At 49.7% G+C, this 18460-nt stretch carries 16 protein-coding genes; 11 read left to right on the top strand and 5 right to left on the bottom strand.

Going from position 1 to position 18460, the window contains the following annotated elements:
- Window positions 1–97: 97 nt before the first annotated feature.
- The 10 genes from paaZ to K6Q96_RS19090 all read left to right on the top strand — a co-directional run bounded on the left by paaZ (window position 98) and on the right by K6Q96_RS19090 (window position 10585).
- Window positions 98–2146 carry a phenylacetic acid degradation bifunctional protein PaaZ gene (gene paaZ, locus K6Q96_RS19135; RefSeq protein WP_251881956.1) on the top strand — a complete coding sequence of 683 codons (2049 nt, stop codon included), beginning with the start codon at window positions 98–100 and terminating at the stop codon, window positions 2144–2146.
- A gap of 2 nt (window positions 2147–2148) precedes the next feature.
- A complete protein-coding gene (paaG, locus tag K6Q96_RS19130) occupies window positions 2149–2952 on the top strand; it encodes a 2-(1,2-epoxy-1,2-dihydrophenyl)acetyl-CoA isomerase PaaG (protein WP_251881954.1) in 804 nt (267 codons plus the stop codon).
- Between the two features lie 2 nt (window positions 2953–2954).
- Entirely contained in the window at window positions 2955–3398 is a 444-nt protein-coding gene (paaI, locus tag K6Q96_RS19125) for a hydroxyphenylacetyl-CoA thioesterase PaaI (RefSeq protein ID WP_251881952.1), read from the top strand.
- Window positions 3395–4597, top strand: coding sequence for a 3-oxoadipyl-CoA thiolase (gene pcaF / locus K6Q96_RS19120; RefSeq protein ID WP_251881950.1), 1203 nt, complete (start codon window positions 3395–3397; stop codon window positions 4595–4597). The genes paaI and pcaF overlap by 4 nt, the downstream gene beginning before the upstream one ends.
- 30 nt (window positions 4598–4627) lie before the next feature.
- The gene (gene paaA / locus K6Q96_RS19115; RefSeq protein ID WP_251881947.1) at window positions 4628–5596 is read left to right on the top strand and encodes a 1,2-phenylacetyl-CoA epoxidase subunit PaaA; all 969 of its coding nucleotides are present in this window, start codon (window positions 4628–4630) and stop codon (window positions 5594–5596) included.
- 11 nt (window positions 5597–5607) lie between these two features.
- Entirely contained in the window at window positions 5608–5895 is a 288-nt protein-coding gene (gene paaB, locus K6Q96_RS19110; protein WP_251881945.1) for a 1,2-phenylacetyl-CoA epoxidase subunit PaaB, read from the top strand.
- 12 nt (window positions 5896–5907) lie between these two features.
- The gene (gene paaC, locus K6Q96_RS19105) at window positions 5908–6666 is read left to right on the top strand and encodes a 1,2-phenylacetyl-CoA epoxidase subunit PaaC (protein WP_251881943.1); all 759 of its coding nucleotides are present in this window, start codon (window positions 5908–5910) and stop codon (window positions 6664–6666) included.
- 3 nt (window positions 6667–6669) lie between these two features.
- The gene (gene paaD, locus K6Q96_RS19100) at window positions 6670–7209 is read left to right on the top strand and encodes a 1,2-phenylacetyl-CoA epoxidase subunit PaaD (RefSeq protein WP_251881941.1); all 540 of its coding nucleotides are present in this window, start codon (window positions 6670–6672) and stop codon (window positions 7207–7209) included.
- Between the two features lie 15 nt (window positions 7210–7224).
- The gene (gene paaE / locus K6Q96_RS19095) at window positions 7225–8322 is read left to right on the top strand and encodes a 1,2-phenylacetyl-CoA epoxidase subunit PaaE (RefSeq protein ID WP_251881939.1); all 1098 of its coding nucleotides are present in this window, start codon (window positions 7225–7227) and stop codon (window positions 8320–8322) included.
- Window positions 8323–8500: 178 nt separating this feature from the next.
- Window positions 8501–10585 (top strand): 3-hydroxyacyl-CoA dehydrogenase NAD-binding domain-containing protein, encoded by a 2085-nt coding sequence (locus tag K6Q96_RS19090; RefSeq protein WP_251881938.1) that lies wholly within the window; start codon window positions 8501–8503, stop codon window positions 10583–10585.
- Between the two features lie 189 nt (window positions 10586–10774).
- On the opposite strand, the gene K6Q96_RS19085 is transcribed toward K6Q96_RS19090, so the two are convergent.
- From K6Q96_RS19085 to K6Q96_RS19075, 3 genes are all read right to left on the bottom strand, one after another.
- Window positions 10775–12103, bottom strand: coding sequence for an outer membrane beta-barrel protein (locus K6Q96_RS19085; protein WP_251881937.1), 1329 nt, complete (start codon window positions 12101–12103; stop codon window positions 10775–10777).
- Window positions 12104–12325: 222 nt separating this feature from the next.
- Entirely contained in the window at window positions 12326–13342 is a 1017-nt protein-coding gene (locus tag K6Q96_RS19080; protein ID WP_251881936.1) for a phenylacetaldoxime dehydratase family protein, read from the bottom strand.
- A gap of 54 nt (window positions 13343–13396) precedes the next feature.
- The gene (locus K6Q96_RS19075) at window positions 13397–14461 is read right to left on the bottom strand and encodes a carbon-nitrogen hydrolase family protein (RefSeq protein WP_251881934.1); all 1065 of its coding nucleotides are present in this window, start codon (window positions 14459–14461) and stop codon (window positions 13397–13399) included.
- 256 nt (window positions 14462–14717) lie between these two features.
- Between K6Q96_RS19075 and K6Q96_RS19070 the strand changes: the two genes are divergently transcribed.
- Complete coding sequence (locus tag K6Q96_RS19070; RefSeq protein ID WP_251881932.1) at window positions 14718–15680, top strand: AraC-like ligand-binding domain-containing protein; 963 nt, start codon at window positions 14718–14720, stop codon at window positions 15678–15680.
- 24 nt (window positions 15681–15704) lie between these two features.
- Here K6Q96_RS19070 and K6Q96_RS19065 read toward each other — a convergent pair whose 3' ends face one another.
- Together K6Q96_RS19065 and K6Q96_RS19060 are read right to left on the bottom strand one after the other, a co-directional pair.
- Window positions 15705–16631 carry a mechanosensitive ion channel family protein gene (locus tag K6Q96_RS19065; protein ID WP_251881930.1) on the bottom strand — a complete coding sequence of 309 codons (927 nt, stop codon included), beginning with the start codon at window positions 16629–16631 and terminating at the stop codon, window positions 15705–15707.
- A 416-nt stretch (window positions 16632–17047) separates the two neighbouring features.
- On the bottom strand, window positions 17048–18247 hold the full coding sequence (locus tag K6Q96_RS19060; RefSeq protein ID WP_251881928.1) for an acetate/propionate family kinase: 1200 nt from the start codon (window positions 18245–18247) through the stop codon (window positions 17048–17050).
- Window positions 18248–18460: the final 213 nt, after the last annotated feature.

The raw sequence follows: 18460 nt of genomic DNA, 5'->3' as shown, positions 1-18460 counted from the left end.
CATAAACATTTTTATTAAACCTCGACAACAATTGACCGCTTTCGCAGGGATTGATTTGGGTCGAACGCGAATGCGACCACGTAGAAGGACACGTGACATGAAGGCAAAAAGTTTTGTTTACGGCGCATGGCATGAAGGAGCTGCAGAAGGGGTTTCTGTTGCCAATGCCATCACGGGAGAACCGATTTGTTCTGTCAGCTCTGACGGCATTGATTTTGCGAAAGTAGTGCGATTTGGCCGTGAAGTAGGCGGTCCAGCCCTGCGCGCGATGACCATTCATGAACGCGCAGAAATGTTAAAGGCTCTCGGTTTGAAGCTGCTGGAAAACAAAAAGCGTTTTTACGATATTTCTCAATGGACGGGCGCGACCAAAGTAGATAGCTGGGTAGATATTGAAGGTGGTCTCGGTACCATGCTGAGCTACTCAAGTATTTCCCGCCGCGAACTGGGCAATGAACCTTTTATTGTTGAAGACAAAGCACAACCACTTTCTGCAGACGGCTCTTTCGTCGGCCGACACATTCTCACACCAAAGCCCGGCGTTTCAGTGCACATCAATGCCTTTAACTTCCCTTGCTGGGGCATGCTGGAAAAAATTGCGCCGAGCTTGATCGCGGGCGTGCCTGTGATTGTTAAACCCGCCACCCAATCGGCTTACCTCACGCAAGCGATGGTCGAGGATATGGTCGAAAGCGGTCTCCTTCCTGACGGCTCTCTACAACTTATTTGCGGAAGTGTGGGCGATCTTTTGGATCAACTGGGCGAACAGGACAGCGTGACTTTCACAGGCTCAGCTTCTACCGGCCAGATGCTTAAAGTGCACCCGAATATCGTTGCCCACAGCATTCCATTCAACATGGAAGCAGACTCGCTGAACTGCAGCATTCTTGGTGAAACGGTGAGTGAAGACGATCCGGAGTTCGATCTTTTCATCAAAGAAGTCGCAAGGGAAATGACGGTCAAAGCGGGCCAAAAATGTACGGCCATCCGTCGTGCTCTGGTGCCACGCGCCAAAGTCAACGCAGTGAGTGAAGCGCTTAAAGCGCGCCTTGCCCGCGTGTCGATGGGCGACCCTTCTATTGAAGGCGTCAAAATGGGTCCTCTGATTGGTAAAGGCCAGCGGGATGATGTGGCGACTCAGGTCAACAAGCTTTGCGAGCAAAGCGATGTGCTGTTGGGCGGGAACGACGCGGCAATGGAACTTGTCGGTGACCATTGTTCTCAAGACGCTTTTTATCCGCCGACCGTGCTGCTCTCCAAAGCACCAACCGAAGAGGGCTCCGTACACAGCGTTGAAGCATTTGGTCCGGTTTGTACGCTATTGCCCTATGACGACGTGTCCCAAGCAGTTGCCATTGCTTCACTGGGTAAAGGCAGTCTGGTGGGTTCAGTCGTGACTAACAATGCATCAGAAGCATCAGAGCTTGTGCTGAAAGCAGCCGCCTACCATGGCCGTATGCTGATCCTGAACCGTGACAATGCCAAATCCTCAACCGGACATGGTTCGCCGCTCGCGCCGCTTGTTCATGGTGGCCCCGGACGCGCTGGTGGCGGTGAAGAGTTGGGTGGCGTCCGTGCCATCAAACACTATATGCAGCGAACCGCGTTGCAGGGTTCACCCACCATGCTGACCGCGATTACCCGCGAGTACACCGCAGGCGCTGAGAAAATCCGAACGCCAGTACACCCTTTCCGTAAGTACTTTGATGAACTGCAAATTGGCGAAAGTCTGACCACGCACAGACGCACGGTCACTGAAGCTGACATCGTGAATTTTGGCTGTCTCTCGGGCGATCATTTCTACGCCCACTTCGATGAGATTGCCGCGAAAGATTCACTGTTTGGTCAGCGCGTGGCTCACGGTTACTTCGTGCTTTCAGCAGCCGCAGGCTTGTTTGTCGACCCCGCGCCAGGTCCGGTACTTGCCAACTACGGCTTAGAGAATCTGCGCTTTATTGCTCCGGTCGCGATTGGCGACACCATTCAGGCGGACATTACCGTGAAGCAGAAGATCAAGAAAACCCGCCGCCCGGATGAGGAACGCGCAACGGGTGTGGTGGTGTGGGACGTATTGGTACGCAACCAGAATGACGAGACCGTCGCGGTGTACGACATCATGACTCTGGTCGAGCGTCAGGAGGGTTAAATATGAAGAAGCCAATAAACTTCATCACCATACTTTTCACCGTCCACAATGGTGTCGCGACCTTGGTGCTGAACCGACCGGACTCGCTCAATAGCTTCAATGCGCAAATGCATGAAGAAGTAAAAGCCGCCATCCGAGAAGTGCGTGAAAACAGTGAGATCCGCTGTTTGCTCATCACGGGTAATGGTCGGGGCTTTTGTGCCGGACAAGATCTGAATGATCGCGCCGTGAATGACGCCAGCGCCCGCGTTGATTTGGGCGAATCTGTCGAGCGCAATTACAACCCATTGATTCGCGCCATCAGCACACTCAATGTTCCCGTAATCTGCGCCGTTAACGGTGTCGCCGCTGGCGCTGGCGCCAATATCGCCATGGCTTGCGACATTGTCTTTGCTGCCCGCTCTGCCAGCTTTATTCAGTCTTTCGCCAAAATCGGACTGATCCCGGATTCCGGCGGCACCTGGAACCTTACCCGCGCACTTGGCCTGCCCAGAGCAAAAGCTTTGGCGTTGTTGGGTGAAAAGCTTCCGGCAGAGCAAGCCGAGGCTTGGGGAATGATTTGGCGCTGTGTTGACGATGAAGCCTTGATGGAAGAAGCCAATGCGGTAGCAGAAAAACTCGCCAGCCAGCCGACCCTTGCTCTCGCCAATATCAAACGCCTGTTGAATGCATCGTTTACCAACACGCTCGACCACCAGCTTGAGCTGGAAAAAGAGACCATGCGTAACCTCGGCTATTCAAAGGATTACGCAGAAGGCGTGGCTTCATTTCTTGAAAAGCGTGCACCGCAGTTTAAGGGGGAATGAGCATGGATGCGGACCAATTGGCGCAAGCCTGCGCGCAGCACATGTTCGGTCATGACAGCGTCTCCCGCAACATGGGCATGGAAATCATGCATATGGCCTGTCGGCAGAGTGAAGTCACCATGCGTGTCACCCCAGAGATGTTGAACGGTCACCAAACCTGCCATGGCGGCCAGATTTTCAGCCTGGCGGATTCAGCATTCGCGTTTGCTTGCAATTCAGAAAACCAATCTGCTGTGGCCTCAGCCTGCTCTATCGATTTTCTGCGCCCCGCTACAGAAAACGATGTACTCACTGCTCGTGCGCACGTCATGCATCAAGGCAGAAGAGCCGGCATCTACATCGTCAATATTACTAACCAGAACCAGGAGCTTGTGGCCATTTTCAAGGGCAACTCAGCACGCCTGAACCAAACCGTACTCCCATCAGATCAAAGGAGTGATTCATGAAGCATGCTTATATCTGCGATGGCATTCGCACCGCATTTGGCCGCTACGGCGGCACGCTCTCCGCAGTGAGAGCCGATGACCTGGGCTCAGTACCTATTCGCGCTCTGATGGAGCGTAACCCGCAAATTGATTGGTCCCAGATCGAAGAAGTCTTCTATGGCTGTGCCAATCAGGCCGGTGAAGATAACCGCAATGTGGGCCGCATGAGTGCCCTTCTGGCAGGCATGCCAGATTCTGTCCCCGCAACCACCATCAACCGCCTTTGCGGTTCAGGTATGGACGCCGTCGGCACAGCAGCCCGCGCCATTGACTGTGGCGAGATTGCACTGGCGATTGCCGGCGGCGTGGAATCTATGTCCCGCGCTCCCTTTGTGATGGGCAAAGCGCAGACCGCTTTTTCCCGTCAGGCGGAAATCTTCGATACCACCATTGGCTGGCGTTTTATCAACGACAAGATGAAGAAGCAATACGGCGTCGATTCTATGCCTGAAACAGCAGAAAACGTCGCGGAAGATTTTAAAGTCAGTCGTCAGGATCAAGATGCTTTTGCCCTTCGAAGCCAACAACGTGCCGCCAACGCACAGCAAACAGGTGTTTTCGATGCTGAAATCACACCAGTTATGATTCCACGCCGTAAGCAAGAACCGCTTTGTTTCGAGAAAGACGAACATCTTCGCACTACCACTGCTGAAGCACTGGCGGGATTGCCCACGCCTTTTCGTGAATTTGGCAGCGTCACTGCTGGCAATGCCTCGGGTGTGAACGATGGTGCGGTAGCCCTGCTGCTCGCATCAGAAAATGCCATTGAGAAACATGGGCTCAAACCCCGTGCCCGCATTCTTGCTATGGCAACCGCTGGCGTACCACCTCGCATCATGGGTTTTGGCCCCTCTCCAGCAACCAAGAAAGTGCTGAAACTGGCGGGTCTGACCCTTGATGACATGGACACCATCGAGCTCAACGAGGCTTTTGCCGCACAGGCGTTAGCGGTAACCCGCGACCTTGGCCTGCCGGATGATTCACAGAAAGTGAACCCCAATGGCGGTGCTATCGCGTTGGGTCATCCTTTGGGTGCCAGTGGTGCACGACTTGTGCTTACCGCCCTGAACCAACTTGAACGCACGCAAGGCCGATATGCCCTTTGCACCATGTGTATTGGTGTCGGTCAGGGCATCGCCCTCGTGATTGAACGTGTTTGATTTTCTGCACCTGAAAACGGAGCAATGACAATGAAAAAATTAAGACAGGAAGCCCAGGAAAAAGCACTGCTGGAAGCCTTTCAACAGAAGATTGATCGTGAAGAAAAGATCGAACCAAAAGATTGGATGCCAGAGGCCTATCGCCAGAACCTGATCCGCCAGATTTCCCAACACGCACATTCAGAGGTGATTGGTGAGCAACCGGAAGGTAACTGGATCACCCGCGCGCCATCGCTGCGCCGAAAAGCCGTGCTGCTCGCGAAGGTACAGGATGAAGCCGGTCACGGCTTGTATCTCTACAGCTCTGCAGAAACGCTCGGAATCAGCCGCGCAGAAATGATCGAAGCACTGCAAACCGGAAAAGCGAAATACGCCTCTATCTTCAATTACCCCACCCAGACCTGGGGCGACATTGGCGCTATTGGCTGGCTGGTTGATGGCGCGGCTATCTGTAATCAGGTTTCCTTACAACGCACCTCATACGGCCCTTACTCACGCGCCATGATCCGCATCTGTAAGGAAGAAAGTTTCCACCAGCGTCAGGGCTATCAAATCATGCTGGCACTCGCCAATGGCAGCGAAGCGCAGCGCCAGATGGCACAAGATTCACTCAATCGTTTTTACTGGCCATCACTGATGATGTTCGGCCCGCATGATGCGGAATCCGCCCACTCAGCACGTTCTATGCAGTGGAAAATCAAACGCGAAACCAATGATAGCCTTCGTCAGAAATTCATTGACCAGACCGTGCAGCAAATTGAGTTTCTTGGGTTGGAGCACCCAGACAAAGCCATTAAATGGAACGAAGAACGCGGCCATTACGACAGCGGCGAAATCGATTGGGAAGAGTTCTACAACGTGATTAATGGCAACGGACACTGCAACCGCCAGCGTATTCAGCACCATGTGAACGCTCACGAAGAAGGTGCCTGGGTGCGTGACGCGCAGAATGCACACTCTGAGAAAGTTAAGCAACGCCAACAACATGCAGTGGCTTAAGGAGAAGCGCAATGACTCTGGAAAATCTCGAACTGTTTGAAGTCTTTGTTCGTGGCAAGCGCGGCCTTGACCATAAACACGTAGGCAGTCTCCACGCGGAAGATGCCGCCCACGCTCTGCAATACGCACGCGACTGTTACACACGCAGAAGTGAAGGCGTGAGCATTTGGGTGGTTCGCTCGGCCGATATTTCTGCTTCACAGGAAGATGACAACGACGCTTTCTTCGACCCGTCGGACGACAAACCGTACCGCCATGCCACCTATTACCCACTTCCGAAAGAAGTCGGCAACATGTAAGGAGGCATGAATATGGAACAACAACAAGATTTGCTCCGCTACGTGTTGAGCCTTGGCGATGACGCATTAACGCTCGGACACCGTTTGTCCGAGTGGGCGAGCAATGGGCCTTTTCTGGAAGAAGACATTGCACTGGGTAATGTCGCACTGGACTACATTGGCCGTGCCCGCATGTTTTATGGCTATGCCTCAGAACTGACCAACGGTGAGAAAAGCGAAGATGATTTTGCCTTTCTTCGGGGAGAGCGGGATTACATCAATCACCTCATCAACGAGCTTCCACGTGGTGACTTTGCGTTCACCATCGCAAGGCAACTTATTGTCGACATTTACAGCCAATTGTTTATGACCCAGTTGCTGGAGTCCAACGACCCAGTGTTGTCAGCGATTGCCCATAAGTCGATTAAAGAAACCCGTTATCACCTGATGCGCAGTAAGGATTGGACCATCAAGCTAGGGGACGGCACAGAAGAGAGCCACCAGCGCATGCAGACCGCCTTCAACGATTTGTGGGGTTATATCCCAGAGATATTTGAGCCGGATGACACAGAACAGCGATTGGTTGCCGCTGGCATAGCCGTAGATACTTCTGCGCTTAAAGCCAGTTTTGACGCCCAGTTAAGCCGCGTTTTGGAAGAAGCCACGCTTGAGGTTCCCGCTGATGAATGGGCAGTGCGTGGAGGCCGAAAAGGTTATCACACGGAACATCTCGGTCACTTGTTAGGCATTATGCAAAGCGTACACCGTGCTTATCCCGGTTGTGAGTGGTGAGGTATGGAAACCATCCCAGTAACACCACATGCCCGGTTTGAGCGGATGAGGATGCGGGCAGAGTCTACGCTACCAGACGTTTGGCAGTTGCTAGACGAAATTGCTGACCCTGAAATCCCGGTGCTTTCTATTTGGGATATCGGGATCCTACGTAATGTCAGCGAACAGGACGGTAAGCTCCTTGTCACCATCACCCCCACGTATTCCGGCTGTCCGGCGGTGGAGACGATTAAGGAAGATATCCTGACTCTCCTGTGTGAAGCCGGTTATGGCAGGGTTGAAGTCAAAACCGTGCTTTTCCCTCCTTGGTCAACCGACGACATGTCAGAGTCTGGCCAACGAAAGCTGAGGGAATATGGTATTGCACCGCCCTCAGATTCACCTGATGGCTGCCTTCGACTGACACCCGAGCAAGGAGTGCGCTGCCCTCACTGCGGTTCATCAAACACAACAAGGATCAGCGAATTCGGCTCAACAGCCTGTAAAGCGCTATTCCGTTGCGAGAGCTGTCATGAGCCTTTCGATTTCTTTAAATGCTTGTAGTAAAGGGAATTGACCATGAGTGAAACCAATTTCTATTCATTAAAAATAAAACATACGCAGCCCCAGACTGACTCTGCTTTGTGCGTCACTTTCGATATTCCTGACACGCTGACTGAGACCTTCCACTTTGTTCAAGGGCAGTTTCTCACATTACGCGCCAACATAGATGGGGAAGAAGTACGACGTGCTTACTCGATTTGTTCCGGTGCCGATGAAGGCCTGTTACAAGTCGCGATCAAACGCGTGGATGGCGGTAAGTTTTCCAACTTCGCCAATGACACGTTTGAGGCAGGTCTTACAGTTGATGTCATGCCACCGCAAGGCAGCTTTTACACAGAGCTGAATGCATCTAACCAGCATCATTACATGTGTATCGCCGTCGGCAGCGGGATCACGCCGATTTTGTCGATCATCAAAACCGTACTTTCTCAGGAGCCCAATAGCCGTATCACCTTGATTTACGGCAATCGTCAGAGCAACACCATGATGTTCGCTGACACCCTGGGTTATCTGAAAAACCGCTACATGACCCGATTCAGTTGGATAAACATCATGAGCCAGGAAGATCAGGGCTCAGACCTGTTATCCGGCCACATTGACGTGAAGAAAGGTGCCGCACTGCAAAAACATCGCCTGATTGATATCAACAGCACCGACCATGCCTTTATCTGTGGCCCTGAATCCATGATGGCGGAAGTCTCCAGAGGGTTCCGTATTGAGGGGCTTTCTGATGACCAAATTCACTACGAGCTTTTCTCTTCATCGTCTGAAGATGCGCAAGTTGCGCTGGAAAAAGCTAAACAGCGTGTCGCCAACTATGGCGAGGAAAAAATGAGCAAAGTGACCGTCACCGCTGATGGGCGCTCTATCACCTTCAAGCTGGCGACTGTGGGTGAAAACATTCTCGATGCAGGCATCGACAATGGCATGTCACTCCCCTATTCCTGCAAGGGCGGTGTCTGCTCCACCTGTAAAGCCAAGCTGGTCAAAGGAGAAGTCGAGATGGACATCAGCCACGGCCTTGAACAACACGAGATCGATAGGGGCTACATCCTGACCTGTCAGGCTCATCCGCTTTCCGATGACGTCACCGTTGATTTCGACCAGCGATGATTTCGATCAGTAATAGTCGGGTCTTTTGACCGCTGTTTCGAGTTTTCGCAGCAGCTTGTGGTGGCTTTATACAAAGCAGGGCTTCGATATGCAGCCGGCCTGCGTGAGAACCTGTAAAGCAGAAGAAAGTGGCCACAAACGCTGCACAAAGGAATGAACTACCACGCAAGGACATATTATGTTTCTTTCAGACACCGTGAGTCTTCTCATTGAGGATGGGGTTGGGGTAATCCGGGTAAACAACCCACCGGTAAATGCGCTCTCCCATTCAGTAAGGTCTGGCATTTTGACCGGACTGGAACAGGCAAATGCCAATCCAGATATTTCCACCATTGTTATTGGCTGTGACGGCAACACCTTTATTGCCGGCGCTGATATCAGAGAGTTCGGCCAAATGCCCAAAACACCTCACCTTCCTGATGTGTTGCAGGCGATTCGAAACAGTGTGAAACCCGTGACGGCAGCACTTCATGGCACCGTGCTTGGCGGCGGTTTCGAATTGGCGCTGTCCTGCCACTACCGGGTTGCCATGATAGGTACAAAGGTTGGCTTGCCCGAAGTGAACCTCGGCCTCATACCGGGTGCCAGCGGCACTCAGCTTTTACCCCGTTATGTAGGTGTAGAGAAGGCCCTTTCCATGATCACATCCGGTAAAATGGTATCGACAGATTCCTTGACGGATCTTATCGATATGAAGGTCGATGACGGCAGGTTAGGACAAGCATCTTCAACGCTACCCGAACACGCCTCTCTGGTTAACCAAGCGTCGATTCTTTTCTCTCAAAGCACAGCTAACGATGTCTTTGTTGCACCGGACAAGCGGGGTATTCCGGATTCTTTCGAAGAGAATACCTTCGAAAGCTGGCGTAAAAAGCTCGCCAAAAAGGCCAAAGGTCAGCTCGCTCCTCAAAGAGCCATTGATGCCATTGAAGCCGCGACTAAGCTCCCCTTTGACGAAGCCTTGGCACTGGAAAGAACCCTGTTTCTGGCCTGCCGGGATTCCGAACAATCCAATGCGATGCGCTATGCCTTTTTTGCTGAAAAACAGGCAGCTTCCGGCTATGCCAAATCGACGTTTGACGACGATATTCAATCGGTCGCCGTCATTGGTGCAGGCACCATGGGAGCCGGTATTGCCATCGCTTTTGCAAATAGTGGTTACAGCGTCACTTTAGTGGAGACCAATGAAGATCTGTGCGTCTTGGGTTTAGAGCGCATTCGTCACCAATATCAGAAAATGTATGATCAAGGCCGAGTGTCAGAAGAGCAAAAAGAACATGCTCTCTCGCTGATTTCTGGCACCAGTGATTATGGCAACCTTGCCAATATTGATTTGGTGGTCGAAGCAGCATTTGAAAAAATGTCAGTGAAGAAGATCATTTTCTCTTCTTTGGATGCCGTTTGTAAGCCGTCGACCATCTTCGCGACCAATACCTCCTATCTGGACATTGACGAGATATCCACCTCTACCACCCGCCCCGAGCAAGTCATCGGCATGCACTTTTTCAGCCCCGCTAACGTGATGAAACTGGTTGAGGTGGTCAAAACCCGATCGACATCCGAACAAGCTGTCAGTGCAGTCATGAAGACTGCCAAGCGACTGGGAAAAGTACCGGTTTGTGTTGGGGTTGGCTTTGGATTTGTTGGCAACCGAATGTATGCCGCTTATGGCCGGGAAGCCAATATGTTATTGCTGGAAGGCGCAAGCCCAGCGCAAATAGATTCGGCGATGGAATCCTGGGGCATGGCGATGGGACCATTGGCAGTGAACGATATGTCCGGTATCGATATCGCCTACAAAGCGCGCCGCGAGTACCCACCGATTTATGATGATCCCGCCTACTTTCTCGCAGCCGACACCATGGTTGAACATGGACGACTCGGCCGAAAAACGGGTGTGGGCTTTTACCGTTATGAAAATGGTAAAAAAACCAATGACCCAACGACAATGGCACTGATTGCTATTGAAGCAGAACGTTTAGGCATTGAAGCCAGAAGAATCAGTGATGAGGAAATTCAGAACAGACTGGTGCTTGCATTGGTCAACGAAGGAGCAAATTTATTAGAAAAAGGAATTGCCAGAAACAGTGAAGATATAGATACCATTTGGCTAAATGGCTACGGATTCCCCCGTTTTCGAGGTGGTCCAATGTATTACGCTAAAGCAGCAGGAATAAGTAACACGATTGAAGGCATCAATTATCTTTACCGTAAAACAAATAAAGCATGGTGGCAACCTTCCGAGAAATTAGAAACTATTTAAATTCATCTTATGTACTAATAACTCCATTTCTCCCGCATTAATTTGCGGGCTTTTTTATGCCTAAAAAAAGACCTTAACTAACGTTAAGGTCAAAATACCTATAGTATTGCTTATGTTTCGTACTAAATGCTAAGTACAAAGTGCTAAGGATTAATCAGTAAAGCTTTCCTATATTCTTAAAAAGAATATTTAGAAATAAGCAACCGCATTGAGTAGTGCGACAAATTGATCATCTGACGTACCACCGGCAAACAGCCCTGCGCCATTGCCTTTATAGGTGTCATAGCGAAGTTCAGGGCGGATCTTGAAGTGCTGATTCACATTCCAATCAAGGTTGGTGGTAACAGAGTAAACATCGCCACCTGTTGCACCGACTGAACTCCAAAGCACATTTGCAGCATTCTCATCATCAAACCATTCGGCACGGGCTGCAAAGAAGAGGTTATCGTCCAGTTTGTACCTTGCGCCTAAGTTCAAACCCATCCAATCACTGTCTTTGGTGATAAACACGGGAGCCGCAGCCACATCTCCGCCCTCCTGAAAACCATAAACAAATTCAGCAGCCAACTGGAGGTCTGGATTGACCTTTTGGGTCAACGTGGTGGAAGAGTGAAAACGGTCGAGCTTTTCGCCTGTCGAGCTAACAGCAATATAAGGTGAACCACCTTTGGCAGCGCCAAATGCGTCACCTTCTCCATCACCGTAGATAAACTCGAAGTCTAACCAGCTTGCTAAATCCGGGCTGCGCCAGCGCGCGGCACCGATAAAGGTTGGGCGTTTTTCATCCCAGTTATTCCAGCCCGCCACCAGACCGGCATCAAAGCTCAAAAGCCCAAAATCTTCATCAGTCGGTACTTTGATACTGGCAAGTGCACCAACATGTTTAGAGGGACCATGTTGTGCAGCATAAGTGAGCGTGGCAAACCAGTTAGGTGGGGTAAAAGGAGCACCGACTTCATTGCCGATAAAAGTGAAGAAGCTACCTACCATCAACGTCATACCATCAAACACCGGGAGATAAGCATCAATATAAAACTGCGGGATGGCGAACTTGTTTTCGTCATCGTCATCAAAGGTGTAGTCGTCGATACCTGCAACGCGGAAAAACTGAATATCCTGACCGTACATTGCCGTTACATTAAAATCGACACGTGCTTCACCCATGGGCCCAGGAAAAGGCCCGACGCGGCTTAGTACATTTTGTGCCGGCGCGAAAGCACCAGTCGGCAGACAACCCATGCCCTTGCAAAGCATCAAGCCAATTTGATCAAGACCAAGGCCGTCATTCTGATTCAGAAAGGCACCATTGCTGATATTGCCATCGCCAATTGTGTCCGAGGCATGAAGTGCCGTCACTTCTGCCCAACCCGCGACTGTGATTTCATGCTCATCCAGTGCGTTATTTGTCACTGCACGAAACAGCGAGCCGCCAGCAGGTTCAGCGTTCGCCATTCCTACCGTCGGTAACATTAATGCCATAGAGACTGAAAGTCCCAATATATTCCTTTTTAATCTCATACTGCTTTCCTTTGAAGGTTTAATTATCACATCAAGCGGTTGTAAGTTTCCTTAATGTTTAAATTCGTCTACTCGCCAACTTAACAAATAAATAGCCGACACTGTTCCCCGTAAAAAACGGAGATTCAAAAAATTAGTGTTTTTATTATTTAAACAGAGTGGACACTGGAGCCGAATTGGACAATCCTCAAAATTAAGGAGAATTGCCCAAGTTATACTTCGCTATATTTTAACGCCTGCTAATAAACCAATTCTTTTTGAGCAATTAATATATTCCCCATACTGGGAACCCGCTGGTAATACAGACACTTCGTGCCAAAGTTGCAGCTGGAGGTCAGGGCCGTATTTGGGGGCAATTTCCAAAAAGGTATTAAATATCGCCACATGAGTAGGATGGCTTTCAGACCACGCCTCTAAATCTGACATAGTACGGAAGAAGGCAAGACCGAATGTGCACTCCTGCTTACCTTTAAAGGGGACAAACTGCGTCATGTAGCGGCAGCTGTAGCAATTCACCTCATCACCCTGATCCCGAAGGAAATTCATACCTGCTTTCAGCACAGGTTCAATTTGACCTAGGTACTCTTCCCTTTGCGATCCTGTTGTGTGACTCCAATCCTGACCTGAACGGATAATACAAAGGTTCTCATGTGCCCGAACTACAACACGATTTCCTTGCTGCTCAATCATTTCAAGCGTTTGGTCGGCTTCAAATGCATTCTCTGCGGAAAGCGGAATACGGTCACGCATGCCTCCCCAATAGCCATGACGGTCAATAGGGCCTTCGATGTCCTTGCGTATCTGACTAAAGCCATGGTTGTGCACCGGGCCAGAGAACAGGGTCTCAAGACGTTCAAAAGGTACATTGAACACCTCTCTGAAAATCCCGAAGTTCCATTTTTCGTCAGAGTAGAGTTCCCAGAACAAGGCAAAGGCATCGCTATTCAACCAATCTGCGCAGGCTTGTGCGTCGAGCCAATAGACAATCGCGATGGTCTGGCTGAACCCGTCTTTATCTTCACAGGTTGCGAAATCACAGACATCCGCGTTTTTAGCGAGGCTGTTTAGTGCGCCCACAAATTCGCTGATGTAAGCGTCAGAATTATGCTGACACCCGATAATACACATACTAATTTGTTGCGGATTTTCGGCAAATACCGAACTCCATGCTGGTACAGGTGGCTCCCAATCCGGTGGCATTCTCAGGGCCAGTTTTCTGTTGGTTGTGTTATTCGCCATGGTAAGTACTCCTTGTGCTTATGGCTTCAAATTGGTGACATCGGTTGTCTCGCCTTACCAAGGTTTAAGTCGGTGCAGTAATGAAGAGTGCTCGTTCGTGACTTCAACCTCTTCCTCCTGCTCCATTGTCGCCTGCTCTGACGTCGCCATTTTTGACGCATCAAGGTCTTTTACTTCCACAACTGCACATCGTTTTTCACGATCTATCAGTAAACGTGTAGCATCTTTCTTCGCATAGTGGCCCGCAGGGTCAGCCACAGCTTTGGCATAAGGGATCATGCTGAGGTCGATATCAGCCACCACCAGCCCCTCTTCCGCTTCTCCAATTTCAGAACCTATCGACTGTCCATCCGGTGCATAGATTTTGGTGTAACCACCACCGACCTGGCACATGGCTTCTTTCTCGGGATCACCCTGACAAAGCATTTCCTGCTGCGCTTTACTCACCGTGGCGCATGGCGCAATAACGTAACAGCCACCTTCCACGGCATATATCATGCTGGCTGCGTTGTTCACTACGTCGCCAAGGGCATAGGCCATTCCACGGTATAGAGAGAAATTCGGCCACGCCGCGCAATGGATCTGTTCATTCTGTGCGTACATCGCATACTTGGAGAGAGGCTGAAGGTGCTCCCAACAGGAAAGCTGCCCGACGCGGCCAATTGACGTTTCCTTTACTACTAGGTCGCTGCCATCACCTTCACCAAACACAGTGCGTTCGACATGAGTGGGTTTTAGTTTTCTTCTACGGCTGATAAGTTCGCCATCTTCGCCATAGTGCCACTGCGAGATATACAGGCTACCTCCATCACGCTCACTCACACCGATCGAAACCTGGATGTTGTTTCGGCGGGCTGCTTCTGCAATGGCTTTGTCTTCCTCGCTGCCTGCTTCGATGCTGCTGTCAAAATAACGCCCCACAAACTGCATTTGCCAAGCAACAGGACCAAGCCAGATATGGTTGGGGTAACCGGGAAGCCAGGTTTCAGGAAAGACCACCAATTTACACCCTTTGGAAGCGGCGTCTTCGATGAACGCTTCTGCTCGCTGTATCCCTTCTTCGAGATTTAAAAAAGACGGGGCTGCTTGTACCGCAGCCACTTTAAATACTTCCGACATCGCGCGTTCTCCTTCTTCGCGTATAGTAATGTGGTTTTAGCCACCCACTCATAAGTGATGTCTGGCAAATGATGAAAACCAGAGCCTTACCGCGGGCTTCTAAAACACTACGAGGCGAACGGGAGGATTGCTTGCGTAAGAAGGCGGCCTTAGTTGTCGTAAAAGGCAGCGGCCACACCGACTCACACTTAAGACAGTGTCAATTTTGCATTTGGTGTTACAACATAAAGGTAGGGTTTAAAAAGAGAGCACGCGGATGAGTAGTACCGTCAAAAGGTTTACCTATGACACAAGCCATTGCCAACCTAGCGAAAAGTTCGCTTTTTGGCGGGAGTCGGTGTGTGATGCTTATGTCAACTTAGGATGTGAAGCTCTATCTCGAAAAGACTTTAAAGGAAGAATTGAACTCTCCAAACATGACGTTATTGACCTTTCCTTTGTGTCTGGGTCGAAACACAAGGTCATCAGGCGTGCGGAAGACATTGGGCGCACATCAGAAGCCGAATTCCTGTTAAGTATTCAACTTAATAACCGTTCTGTTATCGAACAATGTGGCCGCGCGGCGCCGTTATCCCGCTACGATTTTACTCTGTATAGCAGTACAGAAACTTACTCCATTGACCTCGAAGAAGACTTCAAACAGTTAGTCATCAAGTTTCCAAAGAAGGCGCTATTAAGTCGGCTCCCTGACGCCAATATGCTCACGGCAATTCCCATCAACGGGACTTCTCAACTAGGCAGTTTAGTGGCGAAAACGGCATTAAATATTTCTTCGCTTATCGACAGCCAAACCGCGGATTGTAAACTCCTGCTGCAAGAAACATTGATAGATTTGATTGCCACGTCGCTAGCACCGCTTCGAGGTTCACGTGTCGAATTGTCCCAACCTGAGCAGCAACTGCTGATTCGCGCCAAGTCTTTTATTCTCGCAAATCTGCAAGATGCCAGCCTTAACCGTGAAGGCATTGCGAAAAGCCTAGGGTTGTCAGTGCGTCGCCTTAGCGAAGTGTTTACGAAAAATGGGGAAACGGTATGTGGCTTTATCCGAGAGAGCCGAATGCAGAAAATCGCCAATGATCTGGTGGATGAGCGCTTTCAAAAAGCGGGGATCAGTGAAATCGCATTTAAGTGGGGGCAGAACAACCTTCAACATTTCTCACGCACCTTTCGTGATCAATTCGGTTGCTCACCCAGGGATTATCGGCTGCGCAAGGAGTAGCAACACCATAGCTCCACCCCATTGTTAACCTTGCACAGAACTGCTTAGTGTGTGCAAGCTGCTTTCTTGCTCAAAGCCCATTGGATGTGGTTCCATACGAACCTGAAAATTATGGGTTTTAATCCCAGCAGCCTGAAAACGCATTGCGATCCCTGTGCGTATATCACTGCCAAGGCTCCACGCTCTGGATGCAGAATTTGTCCAACCCGCAACCCAACACTGATAAGAATCTTTATCGAGATCCATTACCCAAAAGTCTGGTGGGTCCTGGGAAATAAAATGCTTACTACTTTTTACGGATTCAATCGCCATTTCCCGGACAAGCTCTAAATCATTTTCGTAAGACGTATAAAACTCAACATGTACCCAGATGTACGTATCATTGTAAGTAAAACTCTCCAGCTCCAGAGATAGCATTTTACTGCTCGGAATAATCAGTCGTTTCCAGTTCCAGAGCTTAATAATCGTGTGGTTAAGGCTGATGTCTTCCACCGTGCCATATTGACCTTCAATCACGACCGTATCTCCGACACGGATTGCTTTGGAAAGAGAAAGCACGACGCCCGCAATAATATTTTCAATCACGGGTTTTGCGGCAAAGCCGAGAACAGTAGTGGCAACAGCGACCATGAGGGAAACCATCGCTGCTGGCATTGAATTTAGAAATGGCAGTGACAGTGCGAGGCCCAAAACAATAAAGATGAAGAAAAAAGTGATCTTGCGAATAATCGAAAAACGGCTTTCGATTTTTTCAACTGCCGCATCAATCTCCCCAATCTGACCTTCTGCTTTAGGTAAGGATGTCTGAACACTGTTGAAGTTCTTCAGGCGTCTTAGTCGTTTTTCCCTGTTGGACTTTGACTTCAATAAGGCCGATGTCGCCCACCAGATAACAGCAACCCCTACCACACTGACTGTGCCGAGGTAGATATAAAGATTATCTATCACCATCTCATTCCCTTATCGCTGTAAGTGAAACCTATTCAAGATTCTGAAATTGCCATGTTTAACTACCCAACAATCTTACTTCGATAGAGCTTGATCATTTTTTCTGGCAAGGTACCGGTTTAAGAAACCTATGTTTCATGTACGTGTATTTCATTTCTCACCATTCTTTTCTATGCCAAACATCAATTGCTTACCTATATCCTTCAAATTGATATCAATAGACGACAACCTCTCTTTGATGGGGTCATGCATCGTCTATTAACTAAGCACATAGTATGAAAGCGGAAAACAAACGCCAGCGTCCTCATGTTTCGGGAGTGTCACTTTAGATTGCAAACCGAAACGCAGAGGAGCCTTGAACATAAAAAAGCCGCTGACTTTCATCAGCGGCTTTTCGTACTCTTTTCAGCTATTATGGATTAGTTAGCAAACCCAGCAGCTTGTGAAGCTATAACAAATTCTTCGTTGGTTGGGATAACCATCGCAACCGCGCCAAGCATGTCAGATTTAGCAATAACACCGCCGTTGCCGAAACGTGCAGCTTCGTTGCCTAGTTTGTCTTCAACAAAGCCCAAAAGCTTCAGGTTCTTGAGGATCTCACGACGGATTGGCAGCGAGTTTTCTCCAATACCTCCGGTAAAAATGATCGCGTCGATGCTGTCCAAAGGAATCATGTAAGAACCGATGTACTTGGCAACGCGGTAGGTAAACACTTCAAACGCCAGCTTGGCACCTTCGTGACCACTTTCCATTGCTTCCAGAATGCCACGGGCATCAGAAGTCAGGCCCGAAACACCCAAGAAACCAGATTTCTTGTTTAATGCCTCAAACACTTGCTCCTGACTCCAGCCTTTCTTCAGTAAGAATTCGATGATGCCTGGATCTAAGTCACCACAACGAGTACCCATCATAAGGCCAGACAGCGGCGTGAAGCCCATGGAGGTATCAACAGACTGACCGTTACGAACCGCGCACACCGACGCACCATTACCTAGATGAACAGAAATGAAGTTCGCTTCTTCAACGTTTTTATCCAGCTGTTTTGCTGCTTCTCGGGTCACAAAGTAGTGGCTGGTGCCGTGGAATCCGTAACGGCGGATACCATAGTTTGTGTATAGCTCGTTTAATATTGCGCCAGTAAACGCTTTTTGAGGCATTGTTTGGTGGAACGCGGTGTCAAACACAGCAACCTGTGGCAGCGCCGGGAAGGCTTTCATTGCTGCGCGGATACCCATTACGTTTGCTGGGTTGTGCAGCGGAGCTAGATCGCTCAACGCTTCGATTTCTGCCAGAACATCTTCATCCAGACGTGTCGCAGCAGCAAACTTTTCACCGCCATGAACCACACGGTGACCAATTGCAACCAATTGGCTACCAACATCCATGCTCTCCACCAGCTCTACAATCAGGCTTACTGCTTTCTCGTGATGGTTACCACCCTGTTCCAGCATGGCTTCTTGCTTGTCTTGTCCTTCGCGTATCCAGCTAATGCGCGCATCTTCAAGGCCAAAGCACTCGCCCAAACCAGACAAAATGGCTTCTCCGGTTTGTGCGTTCATCAATGCGAATTTAAGAGAGGAACTGCCCGCGTTAAGGACCAGTACTAGTGAATTGCTCATGAAAAATCTCGTTGGCAAATGGGTGTAAGATTCGAACTCGAGAGCCCATTATTAAATTAAATTTGAACAATTCAACTTAAATTTGAATGAGGCGCGCTTTTTTGACTGTTTACTGTTTCAGATCAAAAACGGGCCGCTAACGCACAGAAAATAAGCACTTTAGGGGAGCTCTCGTGGAACGAAAAAGGCTCCTGTTCAGAGGAGCCTTTTACC

Origin of the sequence: Grimontia kaedaensis, assembly GCF_023746615.1 — a bacterium.
Classification (GTDB): domain Bacteria; phylum Pseudomonadota; class Gammaproteobacteria; order Enterobacterales; family Vibrionaceae; genus Enterovibrio; species Enterovibrio kaedaensis.
Note: the sequence above shows the minus strand (reverse complement) of the source record. Positions and strands in the feature narration are given on the sequence as shown.

Bases quoted from the DNA above. Each gene is read 5' to 3' on its own strand.
- K6Q96_RS19085 (WP_251881937.1), bottom strand. From the start codon at position 12,103: ATGAGATTAAAAAGGAATATATTGGGACTTTCAGTCTCTATGGCATTA.
- paaA (WP_251881947.1), top strand. From the start codon at position 4,628: ATGAAAAAATTAAGACAGGAAGCCCAGGAAAAAGCACTGCTGGAAGCC.
- K6Q96_RS19090 (WP_251881938.1), top strand. From the start codon at position 8,501: ATGTTTCTTTCAGACACCGTGAGTCTTCTCATTGAGGATGGGGTTGGG.
- paaD (WP_251881941.1), top strand. From the start codon at position 6,670: ATGGAAACCATCCCAGTAACACCACATGCCCGGTTTGAGCGGATGAGG.
- K6Q96_RS19080 (WP_251881936.1), bottom strand. From the start codon at position 13,342: ATGGCGAATAACACAACCAACAGAAAACTGGCCCTGAGAATGCCACCG.
- paaI (WP_251881952.1), top strand. From the start codon at position 2,955: ATGGATGCGGACCAATTGGCGCAAGCCTGCGCGCAGCACATGTTCGGT.
- paaG (WP_251881954.1), top strand. From the start codon at position 2,149: ATGAAGAAGCCAATAAACTTCATCACCATACTTTTCACCGTCCACAAT.
- K6Q96_RS19065 (WP_251881930.1), bottom strand. From the start codon at position 16,631: ATGGTGATAGATAATCTTTATATCTACCTCGGCACAGTCAGTGTGGTA.
- paaE (WP_251881939.1), top strand. From the start codon at position 7,225: ATGAGTGAAACCAATTTCTATTCATTAAAAATAAAACATACGCAGCCC.
- pcaF (WP_251881950.1), top strand. From the start codon at position 3,395: ATGAAGCATGCTTATATCTGCGATGGCATTCGCACCGCATTTGGCCGC.
- paaZ (WP_251881956.1), top strand. From the start codon at position 98: ATGAAGGCAAAAAGTTTTGTTTACGGCGCATGGCATGAAGGAGCTGCA.
- K6Q96_RS19075 (WP_251881934.1), bottom strand. From the start codon at position 14,461: ATGTCGGAAGTATTTAAAGTGGCTGCGGTACAAGCAGCCCCGTCTTTT.
- paaC (WP_251881943.1), top strand. From the start codon at position 5,908: ATGGAACAACAACAAGATTTGCTCCGCTACGTGTTGAGCCTTGGCGAT.
- K6Q96_RS19070 (WP_251881932.1), top strand. From the start codon at position 14,718: ATGAGTAGTACCGTCAAAAGGTTTACCTATGACACAAGCCATTGCCAA.
- paaB (WP_251881945.1), top strand. From the start codon at position 5,608: ATGACTCTGGAAAATCTCGAACTGTTTGAAGTCTTTGTTCGTGGCAAG.
- K6Q96_RS19060 (WP_251881928.1), bottom strand. From the start codon at position 18,247: ATGAGCAATTCACTAGTACTGGTCCTTAACGCGGGCAGTTCCTCTCTT.